This is a genomic window from Cellulomonas sp. H30R-01 (assembly GCF_010119915.1).
Classification (GTDB): domain Bacteria; phylum Actinomycetota; class Actinomycetes; order Actinomycetales; family Cellulomonadaceae; genus Cellulomonas; species Cellulomonas algicola.
On record NZ_CP048210.1, the window covers coordinates 2,379,848 to 2,400,464 of the forward strand.

At 73.7% G+C, this 20,617-nt stretch carries 20 protein-coding genes; 11 read left to right on the plus strand and 9 right to left on the minus strand.

Annotated features, from left to right (window positions below):
• Window positions 1-41 precede the first annotated feature (41 nt).
• Both GXP71_RS10580 and GXP71_RS10585 read right to left on the minus strand, forming a co-directional pair.
• Window positions 42-665 (minus strand): MarC family protein, encoded by a 624-nt coding sequence (locus GXP71_RS10580; protein WP_124343159.1) that lies wholly within the window; start codon window positions 663-665, stop codon window positions 42-44.
• A gap of 9 nt (window positions 666-674) precedes the next feature.
• Entirely contained in the window at window positions 675-1,517 is an 843-nt protein-coding gene (locus tag GXP71_RS10585) for a PHP domain-containing protein (RefSeq protein ID WP_162352625.1), read from the minus strand.
• 178 nt (window positions 1,518-1,695) lie between these two features.
• Between GXP71_RS10585 and GXP71_RS10590 the strand changes: the two genes are divergently transcribed.
• Window positions 1,696-3,255: an aminopeptidase P family protein gene (locus tag GXP71_RS10590; RefSeq protein WP_162352626.1), complete on the plus strand. Its 1,560-nt coding sequence runs from the start codon at window positions 1,696-1,698 to the stop codon at window positions 3,253-3,255.
• Between the two features lie 3 nt (window positions 3,256-3,258).
• Here GXP71_RS10590 and GXP71_RS10595 read toward each other — a convergent pair whose 3' ends face one another.
• Entirely contained in the window at window positions 3,259-3,936 is a 678-nt protein-coding gene (locus tag GXP71_RS10595; protein ID WP_162352627.1) for a general stress protein, read from the minus strand.
• A 71-nt stretch (window positions 3,937-4,007) separates the two neighbouring features.
• Here GXP71_RS10595 and GXP71_RS10600 point away from each other — a divergent pair, with 71 nt between their 5' ends.
• The 9 genes from GXP71_RS10600 to GXP71_RS10640 all read left to right on the plus strand — a co-directional run bounded on the left by GXP71_RS10600 (window position 4,008) and on the right by GXP71_RS10640 (window position 13,829).
• Complete coding sequence (locus GXP71_RS10600) at window positions 4,008-5,315, plus strand: magnesium transporter MgtE N-terminal domain-containing protein (protein WP_124343977.1); 1,308 nt, start codon at window positions 4,008-4,010, stop codon at window positions 5,313-5,315.
• Complete coding sequence (locus GXP71_RS10605; protein WP_162352628.1) at window positions 5,308-5,916, plus strand: DUF1003 domain-containing protein; 609 nt, start codon at window positions 5,308-5,310, stop codon at window positions 5,914-5,916. The genes GXP71_RS10600 and GXP71_RS10605 overlap by 8 nt, the downstream gene beginning before the upstream one ends.
• A gap of 65 nt (window positions 5,917-5,981) precedes the next feature.
• Window positions 5,982-7,136 (plus strand): Mrp/NBP35 family ATP-binding protein, encoded by a 1,155-nt coding sequence (locus tag GXP71_RS10610; protein ID WP_162352629.1) that lies wholly within the window; start codon window positions 5,982-5,984, stop codon window positions 7,134-7,136.
• A 199-nt stretch (window positions 7,137-7,335) separates the two neighbouring features.
• Window positions 7,336-8,160 (plus strand): DeoR/GlpR family DNA-binding transcription regulator, encoded by an 825-nt coding sequence (locus GXP71_RS10615; RefSeq protein WP_162352630.1) that lies wholly within the window; start codon window positions 7,336-7,338, stop codon window positions 8,158-8,160.
• A gap of 35 nt (window positions 8,161-8,195) precedes the next feature.
• On the plus strand, window positions 8,196-9,341 hold the full coding sequence (gene galT / locus GXP71_RS10620; RefSeq protein WP_162354305.1) for a galactose-1-phosphate uridylyltransferase: 1,146 nt from the start codon (window positions 8,196-8,198) through the stop codon (window positions 9,339-9,341).
• The gene (galK, locus tag GXP71_RS10625; RefSeq protein WP_162352631.1) at window positions 9,338-10,564 is read left to right on the plus strand and encodes a galactokinase; all 1,227 of its coding nucleotides are present in this window, start codon (window positions 9,338-9,340) and stop codon (window positions 10,562-10,564) included. Before galT ends, galK begins: the two co-directional genes overlap by 4 nt.
• 204 nt (window positions 10,565-10,768) lie before the next feature.
• Window positions 10,769-11,800, plus strand: coding sequence for an efflux RND transporter periplasmic adaptor subunit (locus tag GXP71_RS10630; protein WP_162352632.1), 1,032 nt, complete (start codon window positions 10,769-10,771; stop codon window positions 11,798-11,800).
• Window positions 11,797-12,609 carry an ABC transporter ATP-binding protein gene (locus GXP71_RS10635; RefSeq protein ID WP_162352633.1) on the plus strand — a complete coding sequence of 271 codons (813 nt, stop codon included), beginning with the start codon at window positions 11,797-11,799 and terminating at the stop codon, window positions 12,607-12,609. Before GXP71_RS10630 ends, GXP71_RS10635 begins: the two co-directional genes overlap by 4 nt.
• Complete coding sequence (locus GXP71_RS10640) at window positions 12,606-13,829, plus strand: ABC transporter permease (protein WP_162352634.1); 1,224 nt, start codon at window positions 12,606-12,608, stop codon at window positions 13,827-13,829. Before GXP71_RS10635 ends, GXP71_RS10640 begins: the two co-directional genes overlap by 4 nt.
• On the opposite strand, the gene GXP71_RS10645 is transcribed toward GXP71_RS10640, so the two are convergent.
• The gene (locus tag GXP71_RS10645) at window positions 13,826-14,635 is read right to left on the minus strand and encodes a helix-turn-helix domain-containing protein (protein WP_370520931.1); all 810 of its coding nucleotides are present in this window, start codon (window positions 14,633-14,635) and stop codon (window positions 13,826-13,828) included. The two genes, GXP71_RS10640 and GXP71_RS10645, sit on opposite strands and share 4 nt — an antisense overlap.
• Window positions 14,636-14,692: 57 nt before the next feature.
• Here GXP71_RS10645 and GXP71_RS10650 point away from each other — a divergent pair, with 57 nt between their 5' ends.
• On the plus strand, window positions 14,693-16,018 hold the full coding sequence (locus GXP71_RS10650) for an MFS transporter (protein WP_162352635.1): 1,326 nt from the start codon (window positions 14,693-14,695) through the stop codon (window positions 16,016-16,018).
• Window positions 16,019-16,088: 70 nt separating this feature from the next.
• Here GXP71_RS10650 and GXP71_RS10655 read toward each other — a convergent pair whose 3' ends face one another.
• The 5 genes from GXP71_RS10655 to glyA form a co-directional block, all read right to left on the minus strand.
• On the minus strand, window positions 16,089-16,901 hold the full coding sequence (locus tag GXP71_RS10655; protein ID WP_202924240.1) for an exodeoxyribonuclease III: 813 nt from the start codon (window positions 16,899-16,901) through the stop codon (window positions 16,089-16,091).
• A gap of 309 nt (window positions 16,902-17,210) precedes the next feature.
• Window positions 17,211-17,564 carry a hypothetical protein gene (locus tag GXP71_RS10660; RefSeq protein ID WP_162352637.1) on the minus strand — a complete coding sequence of 118 codons (354 nt, stop codon included), beginning with the start codon at window positions 17,562-17,564 and terminating at the stop codon, window positions 17,211-17,213.
• 225 nt (window positions 17,565-17,789) lie between these two features.
• On the minus strand, window positions 17,790-18,275 hold the full coding sequence (locus GXP71_RS10665) for a VOC family protein (protein WP_162352638.1): 486 nt from the start codon (window positions 18,273-18,275) through the stop codon (window positions 17,790-17,792).
• A 120-nt stretch (window positions 18,276-18,395) separates the two neighbouring features.
• The gene (locus GXP71_RS10670) at window positions 18,396-19,277 is read right to left on the minus strand and encodes a bifunctional methylenetetrahydrofolate dehydrogenase/methenyltetrahydrofolate cyclohydrolase (RefSeq protein ID WP_162352639.1); all 882 of its coding nucleotides are present in this window, start codon (window positions 19,275-19,277) and stop codon (window positions 18,396-18,398) included.
• Between the two features lie 10 nt (window positions 19,278-19,287).
• Complete coding sequence (gene glyA, locus GXP71_RS10675; RefSeq protein ID WP_162352640.1) at window positions 19,288-20,577, minus strand: serine hydroxymethyltransferase; 1,290 nt, start codon at window positions 20,575-20,577, stop codon at window positions 19,288-19,290.
• Window positions 20,578-20,617: the final 40 nt, after the last annotated feature.

Genomic DNA, 20,617 nt, shown 5'->3' on the forward strand with positions numbered 1-20,617 from the left:
CGGTCCCGACGACACCCGCGTTCCGCGGCGGGGCGACCGGGTCAGGCGGCCTTGATGAACGCCTCGACGGCGTCGGCGACGAGCTGCACGGCGATCGCGGCGAGGAGCAGGCCGGCGATCCGGGTGACGAGGATCGTGCCCGACTCCCCCAGCACGCGGTGGATGACGTTCGCGAACCGCATCGCCAGGTAGAGGCAGACGTGCACCGCGAGGACGCCGAGCGCGATCGCGACCCAGTCGGCCGCGGACCCGTCCGACTGGGTGACGAAGACCATGGTCGCGACGATCGCACCCGGGCCGGCGAGCAGCGGCGTGCCGAGCGGGACGAGCGCGACGTTGACGTTCGTGTTGCCCGACGGCTGCGGCTCCTCCATCTTGCCGGTCAGCAGCTCCATCGCGACGAGCAGCAGCAGCAGGCCGCCGGACGCCTGCAGCGCGGGCAGCGAGACGTGCATGTAGCTGAGCAGCGACTGCCCGAACAGCGCGAACGCCACGACGACGCCGAACGCGACGGCGACGGCCTGGCGGGCGGCGCGGTTGCGCTGCACCCGGGACATCGCGCTCGTCAGCCCGAGGAAGATCGGCACGGTCCCCGGGGGGTCCATGATGACGAACAGCGTGATGAACACCGACGCGAACAGGTGCACGTCGAGGACGTCCGACACGCGACCTCCTTACCCTCCGAGCACCGGCAGACGCCCCTGCTCCTCGATCGCCGCCAGGACGTGCGGCTCGGTGAGATTCTCCCCCAGCCGGTTGACCTTCCCGTCCCCGTGGTAGTCGCTCGACCCCGTGACGAGCAGCCCGAGGCGCTCGGCGATCGCCGTGAGGCGCTCGACCTGCGCCGGCGAGTGGTCGCGGTGGTGGACCTCCAGCCCTGCGAGACCGGCGTCGGCGAGCTCCTCGAAGACCTCGTCCGGCACGACGCGCCCGCGCGCGTCGGCGCCGGGGTGCGCGAAGACCGGCACGCCCCCGGCCGCCCGGATCGCCCGCACGGCCGTGGCCGCCGACGGCGCGTAGTGCGGCACGTGGTACGGGCCGTCGGACCGCAGCAGGTGGGCGAACGCAGCCGACCGGTCCGGCACGACGCCCCGCGCGACGAGCGCGTCGGCGATGTGCGGGCGGCCCACCACGACGGCGTCCGCGCTGTGGTCGAGCACGTCCTGCCAGGTGATCGGCACGTCGGCCGCGAGCCGCTCGACCATCGCCTCCGCGCGGTGCACGCGCGAGCGGCGGGACCGCTCGAGCTCGTCGCGCAGGGCCGGGACGTCGGGGTCGTGCAGGTAGGACAGCATGTGCACGCTGATGCCCGCGGACCTCGCGGAGACCTCGGTGCCACGCACGAGCCGCACGCCGTGCCGGCCCGCCGCGTCCGCGGCCTCGTCCCACCCGACCGTCGTGTCGTGGTCCGTCAGGGCGACGACGTCCAGCCCTGCCTGCGCGGCCGCCGCGACGAGGGCCGCGGGGGCGTCCGTGCCGTCGGACGCGGACGAGTGGGCGTGCAGGTCGATGCGCATCCGCACACCGTACGGCGCGACCGGAGCGCCCTCGCGCCCGGTGCGCAGGGCGCTCACCCCGGCGGCGCGGGTGACCGTGGAGGGCCGCGGGCGGCCGCGGGCACGGTCGGTCGCCCGGTCGGACGCCACCGCGGACGCGTCGCGTCGTCGTCGCGGCCGCCGATGGGACAATGGCGCGATGACCACGGACCCCACGCCCGAGACCGCCACCCCCGCCGTCGACCCGGCCGTCGCGCACGGTGAGGAGCAGCCCCTCGCGGACCGTGGCAGCAACCGGTCGCAGCGTCCGGGGTCGGCCGAGTTCCTGCGGTTCGTGACGTCGGGCTGGGGCGAGCGGCCCGCGTCGACGGCGACCCGGAGCCCGGCGGCCGACCACACCGAGCGCCGCCGCGCCGCGCTGTCCGCGCAGTTCCCCGGCGAGCGGCTCGTGATCCCCGCGGGCACGTTCAAGGCGCGCTCGAACGACACCGACTACCGGTTCCGCCCGCACTCGGCGTTCGCGCACCTCACGGGCCTGGGCGTCGAGCAGGAGCCCGACGCGGTCCTCGTGCTGCACCCCGTGCCGGACGGCGAGGGTGACGGCGGGTCCGGTCACCGCGCGGTCCTCTACCTGCGCCCGCTCGCGGGCCGCGACACCGCGGAGTTCTTCTCCGACTCCCGCTACGGCGAGTTCTGGGTCGGCGCGCGGCCCACGCTCGAGGACGTCGAGACGGAGACCGGGATCCGCACCGCGCACCTCGACGACCTGCGCGACGCGCTCGCGAAGGACGCGGGCGCGGACGGCGTGCAGGTGCTCGTCGTGCCGGACGTCGACGAGGCGGTCGAGGACGTCGTCGAGGAGATCCGCGCGACCGAGGCCGCGGGGGCGCGCGACGAGCGTCTCGCCGAGGCGCTGTCCGAGCTGCGGCTGCTCAAGGACGCGTACGAGGTCGAGCAGATGCGCCTCGCGGTCGACACGACGATCGAGGGCTTCGAGAAGATCGTGCGGGCGCTGCCCGCCGCGCAGGAGCACCGCCGCGGCGAGCGCGTCATCGAGGGCACGTTCGTCGGGCACGCCCGCCAGGAGGGCAACGCCGTCGGGTACGAGACCATCGCGGCCGCCGGCGAGCACGCGACGACGCTGCACTGGATCGACAACGACGGCCCCGTGCGCGCGGGCGACCTCGTGCTCGTCGACGCGGGCGTCGAGGTCGACTCGCTCTACACCGCGGACGTCACGCGCACGCTGCCCGTCGACGGCACGTTCACCGAGGTCCAGCGCCGCGTCTACCAGGCCGTGCTCGACGCCGCCGACGCCGCGTTCGCCGTCGCGAGGCCGGGGACGAGGTTCCGCGACGTGCACGACGCCGCGATGCGCGTCATCGCCGCGCGGCTCGAGGAGTGGGGCCTGCTGCCGATCTCCGCGGAGGACTCGCTCAAGCCCGAGAACCAGCACCACCGCCGGTGGATGGTGCACGGCACGAGCCACCACCTGGGCCTCGACGTGCACGACTGCGCGCAGGCGCGCGCCGAGCTCTACCTCGACGCGGAGCTGCAGCCCGGCATGGTGTTCACGATCGAGCCCGGCCTGTACTTCAAGTCCGACGACCTGCTCGTGCCCGAGGAGTACCGCGGCATCGGCGTGCGGATCGAGGACGACGTGCTCGTCACCGCGGACGGGAACGAGAACCTGTCCGCGGCGCTGCCGCGCGACCCCGACGCCGTCGAGGCGTGGATGCAGGGACTGCTCGGGCGCTGACGCTCAGCGGCCGTCGGCGTCGCCCGCGGGGGGCGTCGGCGGCTGCGGGTCCGGCGTCTGCGGTGCGGGCGGCGCGACGGGCGGCACGCTCGGCGACGCGGCGGGCGGGGCCGTCGACGGCGCCGGCGGCGGGTAGGACGCCGCCGGGTCGGACACCGGCGTCGGCGGGGTCACCGCGGGGCGCGCGGGCCAGCCGGACTGGACGCCGCCGACCTCGCGCAGCAGCTCCCGGGCCTTGTGCGCCTGCTCCGTCTGGCACAGCACCGCGTAGGACGACGCGACGATCTGGCTCGACGACGTGAAGTCGCGGCGCCCGCGCGAGAACGAGTACGTGATGACGGAGAACAGCAGACCGAACGCGCCGCCGATGAGGATCGCGGGGATGAACGGGCTGCTCGACCCCGGCGCGGTGAACAGCGACAGCAGCAGGCCGACGAACAGGCCGAACCAGGCGCCGGACACGAACCCGCCCAGCGCGACGCGCGGGTAGGAGAGCCGCCCGGTGACGCGCTCGACCATGCGCAGGTCGGTGCCGACGATCGTCACGAGCTGCACGGCGAACGCCTTGTCGGCCAGGTGGTCGACGGCACGCTGCGCCTCCAGGTAGGTCGCGTACGACGCGACCGTCTCGCCCTGCGGCGGCGTGGGGGTGCGGGGGACGCGCGGACCCGTGAACGACATGCCGCGATCCTCCCCCACGGCGCGCACGGATGCCACCAGCCGATGCGGTCGCACCCCGTTAGGCTGCGACCGTGAGCAGCGTCGGGACCAGGGTCTTCGTCGCGCGCCTCGCCGGCACCACCGTCTTCGACCCGCTCGGCGACGAGGTCGGGCGGGTGCGCGACGTCGTCGTGCTGGTCCGCCCCAAGGGTGCGCCGCGCGCGGTCGGGCTCGTCGTCGAGGTCCCGGGCCGGCGTCGCGTGTTCCTCCCGCTCACGCGCGTGACGGCCGTCGACGCCGGGCAGGTCATCTCGACCGGCCTCGTCAACATGCGGCGGTTCGAGCAGCGCTCCACCGAGACGCTCGTCGTCGGCGAGCTCCTGGACCGCACGGTCGACCTCGCGGACGGGTCCGGTCAGGCGACGGTCGAGGACGTCGCGATCGAGCTCCAGCGGGGTGGCGACTGGCTCGTCACGAAGGTCTTCGTCCGGCGCCGACCGGCCGGCAAGCCCGGGCTGCTGCGCCGTCGTGGCGAGACGCTGCTCGTGCCTGTCGAGGGCGTCATCGCGCTGGGCCGCACGTCCACGAGCGCGCAGGGCGCGGAGCTGCTGCTCGCGCAGTACGAGGACCTCAAGGCCGCCGACCTCGCCGACGTGCTGCACGACCTCGGCACGACCCGCCGCCTCGAGGTCGCGTCCGCCCTCGACAACGAGCGCCTCGCCGACGTGCTCGAGGAGCTGCCCGAGGACGACCAGGTGGCGATCCTCCAGGGCCTGGCGCTGGCGCGTGCCGCCGACGTCCTCGAGGCGATGCAGCCCGACGACGCCGCCGACCTGCTGGGCGAGCTGCCCGACGAGCAGGCGGCCGAGCTCCTCGAGCTCATGGAGCCCGAGGAGGCGAAGGACGTCCGGCGGCTCCTCGCGTACGAGGACAACACCGCGGGTGGCCTGATGACGACCGAGCCCGTGATCCTCGGGCCCGAGACGTCGATCGCGGCGGCCCTCGCGCACGTGCGCCGGCAGGACCTCGCGCCCGCTCTGGCGTCGATGGTGTTCGTCGCACGCCCGCCGCTGGAGACGCCGACGGGCCGGTTCATCGGCGTCGTCCACCTCCAGCGGATGCTGCGCGAGCCCCCGCACGAGTCGATCGGCTCGATCGTCGACACCGACGTGGAGGCGATCCCCGCGGACGCCGCTCTCATGTCGGTCACGCGACAGCTCGCGACCTACAACCTGCTCGCGCTGCCGGTCGTCGACGAGGAGAAGCGCCTGCTCGGCGCGGTGTCCGTCGACGACGTGCTCGACCACCTGCTGCCCGAGGACTGGCGCGAGACCGACGAGGAGCCGCGCGTCACGCTCCCGGCGACCCCGACGGCCCAGCCCGGGGTCGGTCGTGGCTGAGCGGCTCGACCAGCCGCGCGAGACGCGGCGGGTCCTGCTCCGGCGCCCGCGCGTCGACTCGGAGCGGCAGGGCCAGTGGTCGGAGTCGATCGCGCGGTTCCTCGGCACGCCCCGGTTCATCATCTGGCTCACGGTGTTCTGCGCCGTGTGGATCGGGTGGAACACCCTCGCGCCTGAAGGCCTGCAGTTCGACAAGGCCGACCTCGGCTTCACCGCGCTGACGCTCGTGCTGTCGCTCCAGGCGTCGTACGCCGCGCCGCTCATCCTGCTCGCGCAGAACCGGCAGACCGACCGGGACCGCGTGCAGTTCGAGCAGGACCGGCAGCGCGCCGAGCGGAACCTCGCGGACACCGAGTTCCTCGCGCGGGAGGTGGCCGCGCTGCGCATCGCGCTGTCCGAGGTCGCGACGCGCGACTTCGTCCGCTCCGAGCTGCGCAACCTGCTCGAGGAGCTCGCCGAGGACCGCGAGGCCGAGCGTGAGGAGCGCGAGCGCGCCGAGCAGGAGCGCGCGGACCAGGAGCGGGCCGACGCCGGCCGGGCGGACGCCGAGCGCGCCGACCTGGACCGCGGCGGGGACGAGCGCGCCGACCGGCCCGTGTGAGCCGATGGGCGTTTCCCACGGGCCCCCGTCCCGGAGGCCTGGTGCGCGCCACCTACGATGAGGGCATGCCCCAGCCCGACCCGACGACCCTCGACGCCGCCGTCCGCGCCGCGCTCGCGACGGTCCTCGACCCCGAGATCCGTCGCCCGATCACCGACCTCGGCATGGTCCGGTCGGTGGACGTGGAGACGACGCCCGTGGGTGCGCGCGTGCGGGTCGGCGTCGACCTCACGACGCCCGGCTGCCCGCTCAAGGAGACCCTGACGCGCGACGTGACCGCGGCGGTGCAGGCGGTCGAGGGCGTCGCGGACGTCGTCGTCGAGCTCGGTGTCATGACGGCCGAGCAGCGGCAGGCGCTGCGCACGCTGCTGCGCGGCACGGACGCCGAGCCGGAGATCCCCTTCGCCAAACCGACGTCGCTGACCAAGGTCTACGCGATCGCGTCGGGCAAGGGCGGCGTGGGCAAGTCGTCGGTCACCGCGAACCTCGCGGTCGCGCTCGCGGCCGACGGGCTGCGCGTCGGCGTCGTCGACGCGGACATCTACGGGTTCTCGATCCCCCGCATGCTGGGCGTGACGCGGCCGCCGACCAAGGTCGACGACATGCTGCTGCCGCCCGTCGCGCACGACGTCAAGGTCGTGTCGATCGGCATGTTCGTGCCGCCCGGTCAGCCGGTCGTGTGGCGGGGCCCGATGCTGCACCGCGCACTCCAGCAGTTCCTCGCCGACGTCTTCTGGGGCGACCTCGACGTGCTGCTCCTCGACCTCCCGCCCGGGACGGGCGACATCGCGATCTCCGTCGCGCAGCTGCTCCCGGGGTCGGAGATCGTCGTCGTCACGACCCCGCAGGCCGCGGCCGCCGAGGTCGCCGAGCGCGCGGGGTCGGTCGCCGTGCAGACGCGCCAGCACGTCGTGGGCGTCGTCGAGAACATGTCGTGGCTCGAGCAGCCCGACGGGTCGCGGCTCGAGATCTTCGGGTCCGGCGGCGGCGTGCGGGTCGCGGAGAACCTCGGCCGGCTGACGGGTGGCGACGTGCCGCTGCTGGGCCAGGTGCCGCTCGACGTGACGTTGCGCGAGGCGGGCGACGCCGGGACGCCCGTCGTGCTGTCGGCGCCCGACTCCCCCGCCGCCCAGGCGCTCCGCGAGATCGCGCGCGGCCTGTCAGGGCGCCGCCGCAACCTCGCGGGCCGCTCCCTGGGCCTCACCCCGACCGCCCGCTGACCCTCCGCCCTGCCGCGCCACGCTCGGCGCCACCCGCCGCGTCGAGCTCGCTCCTTCGTGCCGAGCTCGTCAGCCGTGCCTGACGACCTCGGCACCAGGTGACGGACTCGCCGACCCGAGGGCGCGTCGGCAGTGGACGCGCGCCGGTCCCCGACGCTCGGGTGTTTGATGTTGTTCGGTTGTGTGTGATGATGTCGGGGTGTTGGCGAGCCAGCGGCAGGAGCACATCCTCGCGGTCGTCCGGGCGCACGGTGCGGCCCGGGTGGCCGACCTCGTCGTGAGCCTCGACGTCTCCGACATGACCGTGCGGCGCGACATCGCGGAGCTCGCGCGCGCCGGCCTGGTGCGCCGCGTGCACGGCGGGGCCGTCGCACCCGACGCCGGCGGGCGACCCACCGACGAGCCGGGCTTCGAGGCCAAGCGCACATGGGCGCAGGACGAGAAGCGCGCGATCGCCCGCGCCGCGCTCGCGACGGTCGAGCCCGGCCAGTCGATCGCGCTGTCGGCGGGCACGACGACGCACCTGCTCGCCGAGCTGGTCGCCGCGACCCCCGCGCTGCGCCCGCTCACGGTCGTGACCAACGCGGTCGGCGCCGCGGACGTGCTGCACCGCGCGACCCCCGGCGACGACCGGCTCGAGGTCATCCTCACGGGCGGCGTGCGCACCCCGTCGGACGCGCTCGTCGGCCCCGTCGCCGACGCCACGCTCGCACGCCTGCGCGTCGACCGCGCCTACCTCGGCGTGCACGGCGTCGACGCGGACGGCCTCACGACGCCGAACCTCGCCGAGGCCGCCACGAACCGCGCGCTGATCGCCGCCGCAGCGGCCACCACGGTGCTCGCCGACCACACCAAGTGGGGCGTCACCGGTCTCGCACGCATCGCGACCCTCGACGAGGTCGACGTCCTGCTCAGCGACGAGGGTCTGCCCGACGACGCCCGGCGTGCCGTCGCCGACGCGACCCGCCTCCAGCTCGTCCCCACGACCACGCCCGCCACCACCACCCCCGGAGAGCGCCCGTGAGCACCACCCCCGCCGTCCGCAAGACGGTCACGCACATGGCCGACGGCCGCGAGCTCGTGTACTTCGACGACAGCGAGCCCTACGTCTCGGGCGCCGCGACGCGTCGGCTCGACGACCCGCGCCCGCTCCCCGACCGGTTCGCACCCGTCGTCGACGAGCACGGCGTCGCGCACCCGATCACCGGCCCGGAGCTGCGGCAGGACCCGCTGACGGGCGACTGGGTCGCGATCGCCGCGCACCGCATGAACCGCACGTTCCTGCCGCCGGCCGACGCGAACCCGCTCGCCCCGGCGCGTCCGGGGGCGGCGTACCAGGACGGCGAGATCCCGGACACCGACTACGACGTGGTGGTGTTCGAGAACCGCTTCCCGTCGTTGCTCGCGGTGCCGGGCGTCGTCGACGAGCCGACCGCGGCCGACGGCGAGCAGCTGTGGACGGTCCGACCGGCCGCAGGGCGGTGCGAGGTCGTGTGCTTCTCGTCCGACCCGACGCAGTCGCTGCGCACGGTCGGCCCGCGGCGCATGCGCACGATCGTCGAGGCGTGGGCGGACCGCACCGAGGCGCTCGGCGCGCTGCCGGGCATCGAGCAGGTGTTCGTGTTCGAGAACCGCGGCAAGGAGATCGGCGTCACGCTGCACCACCCGCACGGGCAGATCTACGCCCTGCCCTACCTGGCGCCGCGCACCGCCGCGATGGTCGCCCAGGCCCGGGCGCACCACGACGCGACCGGCCGCCTGCTGGGCCGCGACCTGCTCGACGCCGAGCTGCGCACCGGGACGCGCGTCGTCCTGGAGTCCGAGCACTGGGTGGCGTACGTGCCGTTCGCGGCACGCTGGCCCGTCGAGGTGCACCTGGCGCCGCGTCGCGACGTCCCCGACCTGCCCGCGCTCACCGACGCCGAGCGCACCGACCTGGCGGACGTCTACCTCGAGCTGCTGCGCCGGCTCGACCTGTTCTTCGTCGACGACGAGTCGGCCATCCCCCTGCCCTACATCGCGGGCTGGCACCAGGCGCCCGTGCACGACGGACGCGAGGTGTCCCGGTTGTTCCTGCAGGTGTTCTCGGTGCTGCGCGCGCCGCACAAGCTCAAGTACCTGGCCGGCATCGAGTCGGGCCTCGGCGCGTGGGTCAACGACACGACGCCCGAGCGGATCGCCGCACGCCTGCAGGACCTCGCATGAGCGCGGTGACGTGGGTCGACGCCTGGCCGGCCGAGGACGGTGCGCAGCGGGCGCGGGCGCTGTTCACGGCGTCGTTCGACGCGGAGCCCGACAGCACGTGGTCGGCGCCGGGCCGGGTCAACCTCATCGGCGAGCACACCGACTACAACGGCGGGCTGTGCCTGCCGATCGCGCTGCCGCACCGCACGTACGTCGCGGTGCGACGCCGTGACGACGGCCTCGTGCGCCTGGTGTCCGCGCAGGACGAGGGCCGGCTGCGCGAGGTGCGTCTCGCCGAGGTCGCGCCCGGGACGGTCGACGGCTGGCCGTCGTACGTCGTGGGGGTCGCGTGGGCGCTGCGCGAGGCGGGTCACGCGGTCGGCGGGTTCGACGTCGCGGTCGACTCGTGCGTGCCGTTCGGCGCGGGCCTGTCGTCGTCGGCCGCGCTCGAGTCCGCCGTCGCGGTGGCCCTCGACGAGACGCACGCGCTCGGCCTCGCGGGCCCTGCGGGCGAGCCGGACGACGCCGGTCGCGCGCGCCTCGCGGCGGCGTGCGTGCGCGCGGAGAACGAGATCGCGGGCGCACCGACCGGTGGCATGGACCAGGCGGCCTCGTTGCGTGCGCTGGTCGGCCACGCGTTGCTGCTCGACTGCCTGGACGGGTCGGTCCGGCAGGTGCCGTTCGACCTCGCCGCTGACGGGCTGGCCGTGCTCGTCATCGACACGCGTGCCGCGCACGCGCTCGTGGACGGCCAGTACGCGGCACGTCGGGCGGCGTGCGAGGCGGCCGCGGCCCGGCTGGGCCTCGGGACGCTGCGCGAGATCGGTCCCGACGGGCTCGACGGCGCGCTGGCGACGCTCGACGACGGCTCGGACGAGGGCGCGGTGCAGGTGCGCCGCGTGCGGCACGTCGTGCGCGAGATCGCGCGCGTGCAGGAGTTCGTCGCGCTGCTCGACGACGACCGCCTGCGCGAGGTCGGACCGCTCATGGACGCGTCGCACGTGTCGCTGCGCGACGACTACGAGGTGTCGTGCCGCGAGCTCGACGTCGCGGTCGAGGCGGCCCGGGCCGCGGGCGCGCTCGGTGCGCGCATGACGGGCGGCGGGTTCGGCGGCTCGGCGATCGCGCTCGTCGAGGGCGACGCGGTCCAGGCCGTCGCGGCGGCCGTCGTCGCGGCGTTCGCCGCCGAGGGTCTGCACGCACCCGCGTTCTCCGTCGCGCTCCCCGGCGGCTCGGCGGCCTGAGGGCCGACGTCACCGAGCCGCGCCCGCCGCGGCACGTCACGAGGTCGACACAGGTGATCCCGCAGGTGGTGGCGCTAGTACGCGTGGCGCAGTAGTGTTCGGCGCGGAGTAACACGGTTGTCATACCCGGGGTGGATCCGCGTCCCGGGTCGGGCTCAGTACGGTTCCTCCGCACCCCACCACCTGCATGCGAGGAGTCCGCCCGTGGGCGTCACCCGTCGGATCATCTTCCCCGCCCTACGACTGCTCGTGTGGGCGGTCATCGCCGTCGCGCTCGTGCGGATCGCGTTCGACGGGGCCGACCTCGACACGACGAGCGACGCGCTCACGCCGACAGGATCGGTGTCCGAGCCGACCGTCGCGGCGGAGACGGGCACCATCACGAACGTCGTCACCGTGCAGGGCGCGGTCGTCGCCGACCCCGCGGTGGTCGCGCGGGCGACGCTCGCCGGCACCGTCTCCAAGGTGCTGGCCGCCGACGGCGCGGCCGTGCAGGCCGGGACGCCGCTGCTCGAGATCCGGCAGGAGACCCCGCAGGAGCCGATCGTCAAGACGGACCCCGTCACGGGCGAGCAGACGACGACCGAGCGCAAGCCCAAGGTGACCGTCGAGGTCGTCAAGGCGCCGGTCGCGGGCACGCTCGCGATGCCCACGCTCAAGGACCAGGTGCTGTCCGTCGGCGACGAGGTCGCGAAGGTCTCCCCCGGGACGCTGTCCGTGAGCGGCACGCTCACACCCGACCAGCAGTACCGCCTCATCGGCGCACCGACGACCGCCCAGGTCACGCTCAACGGCGGTCCGGCACCGTTCGAGTGCACGGGCCTGCGGATCGGCGCACCCGCGACCGCGAGCGGCCAGCAGCCCGACGACGGCGCGACGACCAGCACGTCGGGCGCGCTCACGTGCGCGATCCCGGCCGGCGTCACCGCGTTCGCCGGGCTCGGCGCGTCGATGCAGGTCACCAACGGCGAGGCGAAGGACGCGGTCGTCGTCCCCGTCACGGCCGTCCAGGGCAGCGTGCAGAACGGCAACGTCTGGGTCGTCGCGGCCGAGGGCGACGAGCCCGAGCAGCGGGCCGTCAAGCTCGGGCTCACGGACGGCAAGAGCGTCCAGATCACCGAGGGCCTCGCGCTCGGCGACACCGTCCTGCAGTTCATCCCGGTGCCCGGCGGTGCGGACGGCGAGGTCGACTGCGACGACCCGGCGCAGTACGACCCGACGGTGTGCGGCGGATGAGCCTGCTCGAGCTGACCGACGTCACGCGGTCCGTCGTGCTGCCCGACGACCGGGTGCTGCACATCCTGCGCGGCGTGACCGTCGCGGTCGACGCGGGCGAGCACGTCGCGATCGTCGGGCGGTCCGGCACGGGGAAGTCGACGCTGCTCAACATCCTCGGCCTGCTCGACGCCCCCACGACCGGCGAGTACCTGCTCGAGGGCGTGCCGATCCAGCGCCTGTCGAGCCGCACCCGCACCGTCCGCCGCGGACGCGACTTCGGGTTCGTGTTCCAGCAGTTCAACCTGCTGCCCGGCCGCACGGCCCTCGAGAACGTCACGGCCCCGCTGCTGTACGCACGCGGCAAGCAGTTCTGGGCGCGCACGCGGCTCGCCGCGGAGATGCTCGACCGCGTCGGCCTCGGCGACCGCCTCGAGACCATGCCGGAGAAGCTGTCCGGTGGCGAGCAGCAGCGCGTCGCGATCGCCCGCGCGCTCGTCCGGGGACCGCGCGTCATCCTCGCCGACGAGCCCACGGGCGCCCTCGACGTCGAGACCGGCGGCGAGGTCATGGACCTGCTCGACGACATCGCGTCGCAGACCGGCGCCGCGCTCGTCACCATCACGCACGACCTGGCGGTGGCCGCGCGCGCCGAGCGGCAGTACCGCCTGACCGAGGGCGTCCTCGTGCCGATCACCCTCGACACCGGGTCGCACTGGGTCGGCGACGTGCCGACCCAGGTCGCCGACCGCGGTGGCGCCGTCGAGAGACGGCTGCTGCCCGGCACGCCCACGAGCACCGACGACGACGTGCAGGGGGTCCACGCATGACCGGGATCGTCGGCGCGCTCGTCGAGGCCTGGGACGAGCTGCGCATCCACAAGCTGCGCGTGCTGCTCGCCCTCATCGGCGTCGCCTGCGCCGTCACGGCGATCACGGGCGTCACGGCCGTCGTCTCGATGCTGAGCCAGTCGTTCAGCGAGCAGCAGGAGCGCCAGACCGGCCGGTCCGTGACGATCACGTTCAGCGCGAGCCCGCGGACCGAGAGCGCCCAGGCGGACACGGCACGGCTCGACGCGACCTACCGCGAGACGCTCGAGCGGTACGGGATCGAGCACGCGAGCCGGCGGCTCTACACGCCCGTCGAGGTCCGCTTCCCCGAGGGCACGCAGCCCGTGGACGTGCAGGCCGTCGACGCCGAGTACGGGACGCTGATGCGGCTCGTGCCCGACGAGGGTCGGTGGTTCACCGACGCCGACGCCGACGCGTACGCACCGTCGCTCGTCGTCAACGAGACGTTCCTGCGGACCCTCGGGTTCGAGGACCTCGCGTCGCACCCCACCGTCGAGATCGGTGGCGACCACCCGGTGCTGGCGACGATCGTCGGCGTCACCGCCGACCCCTACCCGGACATGATGCCGAGCGCGTTCGTGCTGTACGGCCAGTACGAGCGCTGGCTCACCGGATCCGGGGACGCCGCTGCCGCGAGCATGGGCCCGTGGCAGCCGATGCCCGAGCTCATGGCGTGGGTGCCGCGCGAGGAGCACCGCGCACTCCAGGCGCAGATCACCCGCGACGTCCAGGCCGCGGTCCCCGGCTTCGAGGTGTGGTCGAGCGACAACGACTGGGACGCGAGCGCGATCGACGGCGCCACCAAGTGGGTCGGCATCGGCGTCGGCGGGTTCGCCCTGCTGCTCGGCGGGCTGGGGCTCGTGAACATCGCGCTGGTCACGGTCCGGCACCGCATCCGCGAGATCGGCATCCGCCGGTCGTTCGGGGCGACGTCGAGCCGCGTGTTCTTCGGCGTCATGCTCGAGTCGGTCGTCGCGACCGTCGTCGCGGGGCTGGTCGGCGTCGTCCTGGCGGTCGCGATCGTCAAGAACATCCCCGTGGACCGCGTGTTCGGGGGCGGCATCCAGGACATGCCGCCGTTCCCGTTCTCCGCAGCAGCCGTCGGGATGGCGGCGGCGACGTTCGTCGGGGCGCTCGCGGGGCTGGTCCCCGCGGTCTTCGCGGTGCGCGTCAAGGTGATCGACGCGATCCGCTACTAGTCGTCGACGCGGTGCGGCTGCGCGCGGCGGTCGTCCTCGTCGTCGCGGTGCGGCTGCGCGCGGCGGTCGTCGTCGCGGGGCCGCTCCGCACGCCGGACTCCGTCGTCGCGCGCAGGCCGACCCCCGGCGTCGCGCGTGACGTCCTCGTGGACCGCGACGAACAGCGAGTACGCGGTGCCACCCGGGGTCGCGGGGCGCGCGGCGAACTCGTCGGCGAGCTTCCCGAGCCGGGCGGTGAGCTCGGCGTACCCGTCGGCGTCGAGCCGCAGCCCGAGCCGCGTCAGGTTGACCGTCTCGGGGTCGACCAGCGCGACCTCCTCGAAGAAGGCGTTCAGGAGCGTGCGGCCCATGCCTGCCTGGTCACGCAGCTGCCACGTCCGGCCGGTCGCGCGGTACGGCACCTCGCGCGAGCCACGGGTGCCGCGACGGACGGGCAGCGCGACGAGGAAGCCGCGGTCGACGAGCGTGCGGACGTGGTGGAGGACGGTGGCCGGGTTCCGGTCGAGGGCCGCCGCGATCTCGCGGTTGGTGCGCGGTTCGTCGAGGCACAGCCGCAGGATCCGCAGGCGCAGCGTGCTGGCGAGCGCGCGGGCGTCGGCGTCGGCGTCCGCTGTCAGACCAGGGGGCTCCGGCGGCAGCGACCCGCCCTGCACCTCGTGCGCGACGGCGCCGGGCTCGCCGGTGGCGGGCGCGTCGGGCGCGTCGGGGGCGTCGGGCGCGTCGGGGGCGTCGGGCGCGTCGGGGGCGTCGGCCGCGAGCGCGTGAGCAACGAGCGCACGTGCCGTCGACCCGTCCTGCGTGCTCATGCCACCACTCTCGCACACTGATTGACTTTTCCCAATCAGTCGCGCCACCCTGGGTCCGTGACGACCCCCTCCCCCGCTCCGGCGACGGCCGAGACCGAGCCACGACGGTCTCTCATCCACCACGCCGACTTCCGCCGGCTGTGGACGGGCGACGCGCTCGGTCAGCTCGGCACTCAGCTGACCGTCATCGCGCTCCCCGTCCTCGCGGTCGACACGCTCGCGGCGACCGAGTGGGAGATGGGCGTCCTCAGCGCCGCCGAGACGCTCGCGTTCCTCGTCATCGGCCTGCCCGCCGGCGCGTGGGTCGACCGGATGCGCAAGCGCAACGTGCTCATCAACGCCGACCTCGTCCGGGCGCTCGTGCTCGGCGTCGTGGTGGTCACCGCGCTCACCGGCCACGCGTCCATGCCGCTGCTCATCGGCGCGGCGCTCGTCATCAGCGTGTGCAGCACCTTCTTCGACGTCGCCCACCAGAGCTACGTGCCGTGGCTCGTCGGCCTCGACCACATCGTCGAGGGCAACTCCAAGCTCCAGTCGACGCAGTCGGTCGCGATGGTCGTCGCCCCCGCCATCGCCGGCGCGCTGCTGCGCGTCGTCGCCGCGCCCGTGCTCATGGCCGTCAACGTCGTCACGTACGCCGTCTCGGCGTTCGCCGTCGGGCGCATCCGGCACCGCGAGCAGCCGCCCGCGCCCGAGACGCGCCGGCCCCTGCGCGTCGAGATCGCCGAGGGCGTGCGGTTCGTCGTGCACCAGCCGCTGCTCCGCCGGATCGTCGCGTGCACCGGCATCGGCAACCTCTTCGGCACGGCCGCCGGCGCCCTCAGCGCGATCTACGCGCTGAGGGTCCTCGGCCTCGACACCGCCGCGTTCGGCACCGTGATGTCCGCCGGGGCGATCGGCGGGCTGCTCGGTGCCGTCGCCGCCGACCGGCTCGCGCGGCTCGTCGGAGAGGGCCGCATCATCCCCCTGTCCGCGCTGCTGTTCGTGCCCGCCGCCGCGCTGCCTCCGCTCGCCGTCGTCCTCGACGTGCCCGCCCAGGTCGTGCTCATCGCCGGCGGCTTCCTGTTCAGCTTCTCGGTCGTCGTCTACAACGTCGCGCAGGTCTCGTTCCGGCAGCGGCTGTGCCCGCCCGCGCTGCTCGGGCGCATGAACGCCTCCGTGCGGTTCTTCGTCTGGGGCACCATGCCGCTCGGCGGCATCCTCGGCGGGTGGCTCGGGACGCAGATCGGCGTCGTGCCGACCCTGTGGGTGTGCGCCGGCGGCGCGCTGCTGTCGACGATCCCCGTCGTGTTCTCGCCGCTCCTGCGCATGCGTGACCTGCCGCGGCCCGACGACGCCCCGACGGGCCAGGCGCCGACCGACGAGGGCGCCCCGACGGCCTGACGCCCGCCCCCGGCGGACCGGCCGGGCGCACCGGACGTGCCGAGCGCGCCCGTCGTGCCGGACGTCCGGCTCAGAGGTCGTACTCGACGACCAGCGGGGCGTGGTCCGAGAACCGCTCGGCGTACGTCGCCGCCCGGTCCACCGTCGCGCTCACCGCGGCGTCGGCCAGGTCGGGCGTCGCGAGCTGGTAGTCGATCCGCCAGCCCGCGTCGTTGTCGAACGCCTTCCCGCGCCACGACCACCACGTGAACGGGCCGGGACCCTCCCCACCGAGCTCGCGGCCCAGGTCGTGCCACGACAGGTCGTCGAACCAGCGGTCCAGGTAGGCGCGCTCCTGCGGCAGGAAGCCCGCGGCCTTGAGGTTGCCCTTCCAGTTCTTGATGTCCGCCTCGCGGTGCGCGATGTTGAGGTCGCCCGCGACGACCGCGTACCCGCCGTCCCGGGACAGGTCGCCCAGCCGCGCGGTGACGTGGTCGAGGAAGGCGTACTTCTCGTCCATCGACGGGGTCCCGAGCGTGCCCGAGTGGATGTACGTCGAGACGACCGTGACCTTGCGGGCGGGAGCCCCGTCGTGCGACGGCACCGCGAGGTCCGCCTCGACCCACCGCCCAGTGTCGCCCGTGACTCCGGTCTTCAAACCGATCCGCACCGCGTCCATGGGCAACCGCGACGCGATCGCGACGCCGGCCCGGCCCTTCGTCTCCGACGCCTCGTGCGCGAGGTGCCACTCGTCGGCGGACAGGTGGTCGGCGAGGATCTCGTCGGACGCGCGGACCTCCTGCAGCAGCAGGACGTCGGGCTTGCGCGCCTCGAGCCACTCCCCCATGCCGCGCTTGTAGGCCGCGCGGATGCCGTTGACGTTGACGCTGGCGATCGTGAGCACCGGACCATCCAACCCCACGCCGCCGACAGGCCCGGCCCCCTCCGGCCGGGCCCGTCGACAGCAGGGTGATCACTCACCGACCTCGCCCCGTCGATTCCGCGAGAGTCGACGACAGACCCGATATGTACCGCCTGGCGAGTCGTGCGCGCCAATGGTGTACCGTCGCGCTTTTCGCTGTTCGGCGAAGGTGATTCTTCCAGTCGGGTCGGGGGCATTGTCAGACAATGCCGAACCCGAGCCGGAACTCCGCCGCCGAGCGGGTCCAGTCGACCGACGGGCTCTCTGAGGACAGCTGGAGGTCGTCGCGCCTCAGTGACAGTTGATCTGGCCGCTGACGTCGGATCCCCAGATGACGGCGACGTACTTGCCGTTGAGGTAGTCGCCGTTGATCGCGGACTTGATGGGCATGCCGTCCGCCACGTTGCCGGGGCACAGCACGCCGCCGATCGGAAGAGGCCGCGTCGTCTTCGTCGTCGACGACCCAGCGGGATACTTCAGGTAGACGTAGCAGGGAGCAGTCGAGCTCGACGTCGGGCAGCTGCTCGTGGCCTGCACGTAGCCGTAGTCCACCTGCGAAGCACTGGCGGGCGTCGCCATGCCCACCATGGCGATGACGGCAGCAGACGCCGCGACAAGCAACCGACGACGGGATGAGATCGTCACCAGAACCTCCGGAGTCACGTCTTTGTTGACTCCTGAACGCTATGCCTGCGACTAGCGCCGGCGAAACGGTTCTCCTCGGCAATCACCCGCCCGGCCCATCACGCCCGAGCGTCAACACATCTCATGGAGGTCGGTCATTTTGTCGGTGGAAAGGCACGTGAATGCGCTACTGCGCGTCCGCCCTTCCCCGGGCGACGTCGCGCGTCGTGGTCCGAGTGCGCGCGGTCACTCACCGCGATAGGCGGCTTCCAGCGCGGCGATGTCGAGCTTCTTCTGCGTGAGCATGACCTGCGTCGCGCGCGCGGCGCCCTCGGGGTCGGCGTCGGGCGACATGGTCCACATCGCGAGCTGGCGCGGGACCACCTGCCACGACAGGCCGAACCGGTCGGTGAGCCAGCCGCACGCGACCTCCTCGCCTCCGCCCTCGAGCAGCGCGTCCCAGTAGCGGTCGAGCGTCTCCTGGTCGTCGACGTCGACGAGGAACGAGAACGCGGCGTTGAGCGTGAGCGAGTCGCCCGCGGCGATGGCCGTGACGGGCATGCCGTCGAGGACGAACTCGACGACGAACGGGTCGCCCTTCTTCACGCCGGGCATGTCGGCGGGTGCGTGGACGACGTTGGTGATCTTCGAGTTCGGGAAGATCGAGACGTAGAACTCGGCGGCCTCGACCGCGTTGTCGTGGTACCAGAGGTGCGGCTGGACGATGCCCATCGTGGGTCCTCCCGGGTGCGGCGGGTCGATCTCGTCGTCGACCACTCTCCTCCTGACAGACCGGCCCCGGTACCCGCACTCATCGGGGTACCGGGGCCGGCGTCGGACCGGGCGGGCGGGTCAGCCTGCGAGACGCTCCGCGGTGTCGACGACGTTGCTCAGCAGCATCGCGCGGGTCATGGGGCCGACGCCGCCGGGGTTGGGCGAGATCCAGGACGCGATCTCGTGGACCCCGGGGTCAACGTCCCCGACGACGCGGCTCTTGCCGGTCTCCGGGTCGGTCGCGCGCGACACGCCGACGTCGATGACGACGGCGCCAGGCTTCACGATGTCGGCCGTGATGATCCCCGGCACGCCCGCGGCGGCGACGATCACGTCGGCGTTGCGGGTGTGCTCGGCCAGGTCCTCGGTGCCCGTGTGCGTGAGCGTGACGGTCGCGTTGATCTCGCGCCGCGTGAGCAGCAGCCCGATCGACCGGCCGACGGTGACGCCGCGCCCGACGACGACCACGTCCGCGCCGCGCAGGTCGACGTCGTGCCGGAGCAGCAGGTCGACGATGCCCCGCGGGGTGCACGGCAGCGGGCTCGTGACGGGCTCGTTGACGCGCAGGACGAGACGCCCGAGGTTGGTCGGGTGCAGGCCGTCGGCGTCCTTGTCGGGGTCGATCAGCTCGAGCACGCGGTTGGTGTCGATGCCGCGGGGCAGCGGGAGCTGCACGATGAACCCGGTGCACTCCGGGTCCTCGTTGAGCCGACGCACCGCAGCCTCGATGTCCTCCTGCGTCGCGTCGGCCGGGAGGTCCTCCCGGATCGACGCGATGCCGACCTCGGCGCAGTCGCGGTGCTTGCCCTCGACGTACCAGCGCGAGCCGGGGTCGTCGCCGACGAGGAGCGTGCCGAGGCCCGGGCGGATGCCGCGGGTCGCGAGGGCGGCGACGCGCTCCGCGAGCTCGCCCTTGATGCGCGCCGCGGTGGCCTTGCCGTCGAGGATCTGTGCCGTCATGTGCGTCGCCTCAGTACTGCTGGAGGCCGGAGTACAGCGGGAACGCCTCGGCCAGCTTGGCCACGCGGGCCCGCAGCGCCTCGACGTCGGTCGACGCACCGCCCACGAGCGCGGTCGCGATGATGTCGGCGACCTCCGTGAACTCGGCGTCGCCGAAGCCACGCGTCGCGAGCGCGGGCGTGCCGATGCGCAGGCCCGACGTGACGCGCGGGGGGCGCGGGTCGAACGGCACGGCGTTGCGGTTCACGGTGATGCCCGCGGCGTGCAGGAGGTCCTCGGCCTGCTGGCCGTCGAGGTCCGAGTGCCGCAGGTCGACGAGGACCAGGTGCACGTCGGTGCCGCCCGTGAGGACGGACACGCCCGCGTTCGCGACGTCCGTCGCGGTGAGGCGGTCCGCGATGATGCGCGCGCCGTCGATGGTCCGCTGCTGGCGGTCCTTGAAGTCCTCGGTGCCGGCGACCTTGAACGACACGGCCTTGGCGGCGATGACGTGCATGAGCGGGCCGCCCTGCTGGCCCGGGAACACCGCGGAGTCGATCTTCTTGGCGTACTCCTGCTTGCTCAGGATGAAGCCCGAGCGCGGGCCGCCGATCGTCTTGTGCACGGTCGACGACACGACGTCCGCGTGCGGGACGGGCGACGGGTGCAGGCCCGCGGCGACGAGACCGGCGAAGTGCGCCATGTCGACCCAGAGCTTCGCGCCCACCTCGTCGGCGATCTCGCGCATCGCGGCGAAGTCGAGGTGGCGGGGGTAGGCGGACCAGCCGCCGATGATCACGTCGGGGCGGTGCTCGAGCGCGGCCGCGCGGATCGCCTCGGGCTCGATGCGGAACGTCTGCGGGTCCACGCCGTACGCGGCGACGTCGTAGAGCTTGCCGGAGAAGTTGATCTTCATGCCGTGCGTGAGGTGGCCGCCGTGCGCCAGCTCGAGGCCGAGGATCTTGTCGCCCGCGTTGATGAGCGCGTGCAGCACGGCCGCGTTCGCCGTCGCGCCGGAGTGCGGCTGGACGTTCGCGTGCTCGGCGCCGAACAGGGCCTTCGCGCGGTCGATCGCGATGTTCTCCGCGATGTCGACCTGCTCGCAGCCGCCGTAGTAGCGGCGGCCCGGGTAGCCCTCGGCGTACTTGTTGGTGAGCACGGAGCCCTGCGCCTGCAGGACCGCGCGGGGCACGAAGTTCTCGGAGGCGATCATCTCGAGGGTGCCCTGCTGGCGGGCGAGCTCGCCGTCGAGGACGGCGGCGATCTCCGGGTCGAGCTCGGAGATGTTCTGGTCGAGGATCGGGGTGTTGTCGGCGCTCATCGGGCGACTCCCTGGGGCATCAGCGGACGGATCATCGGGT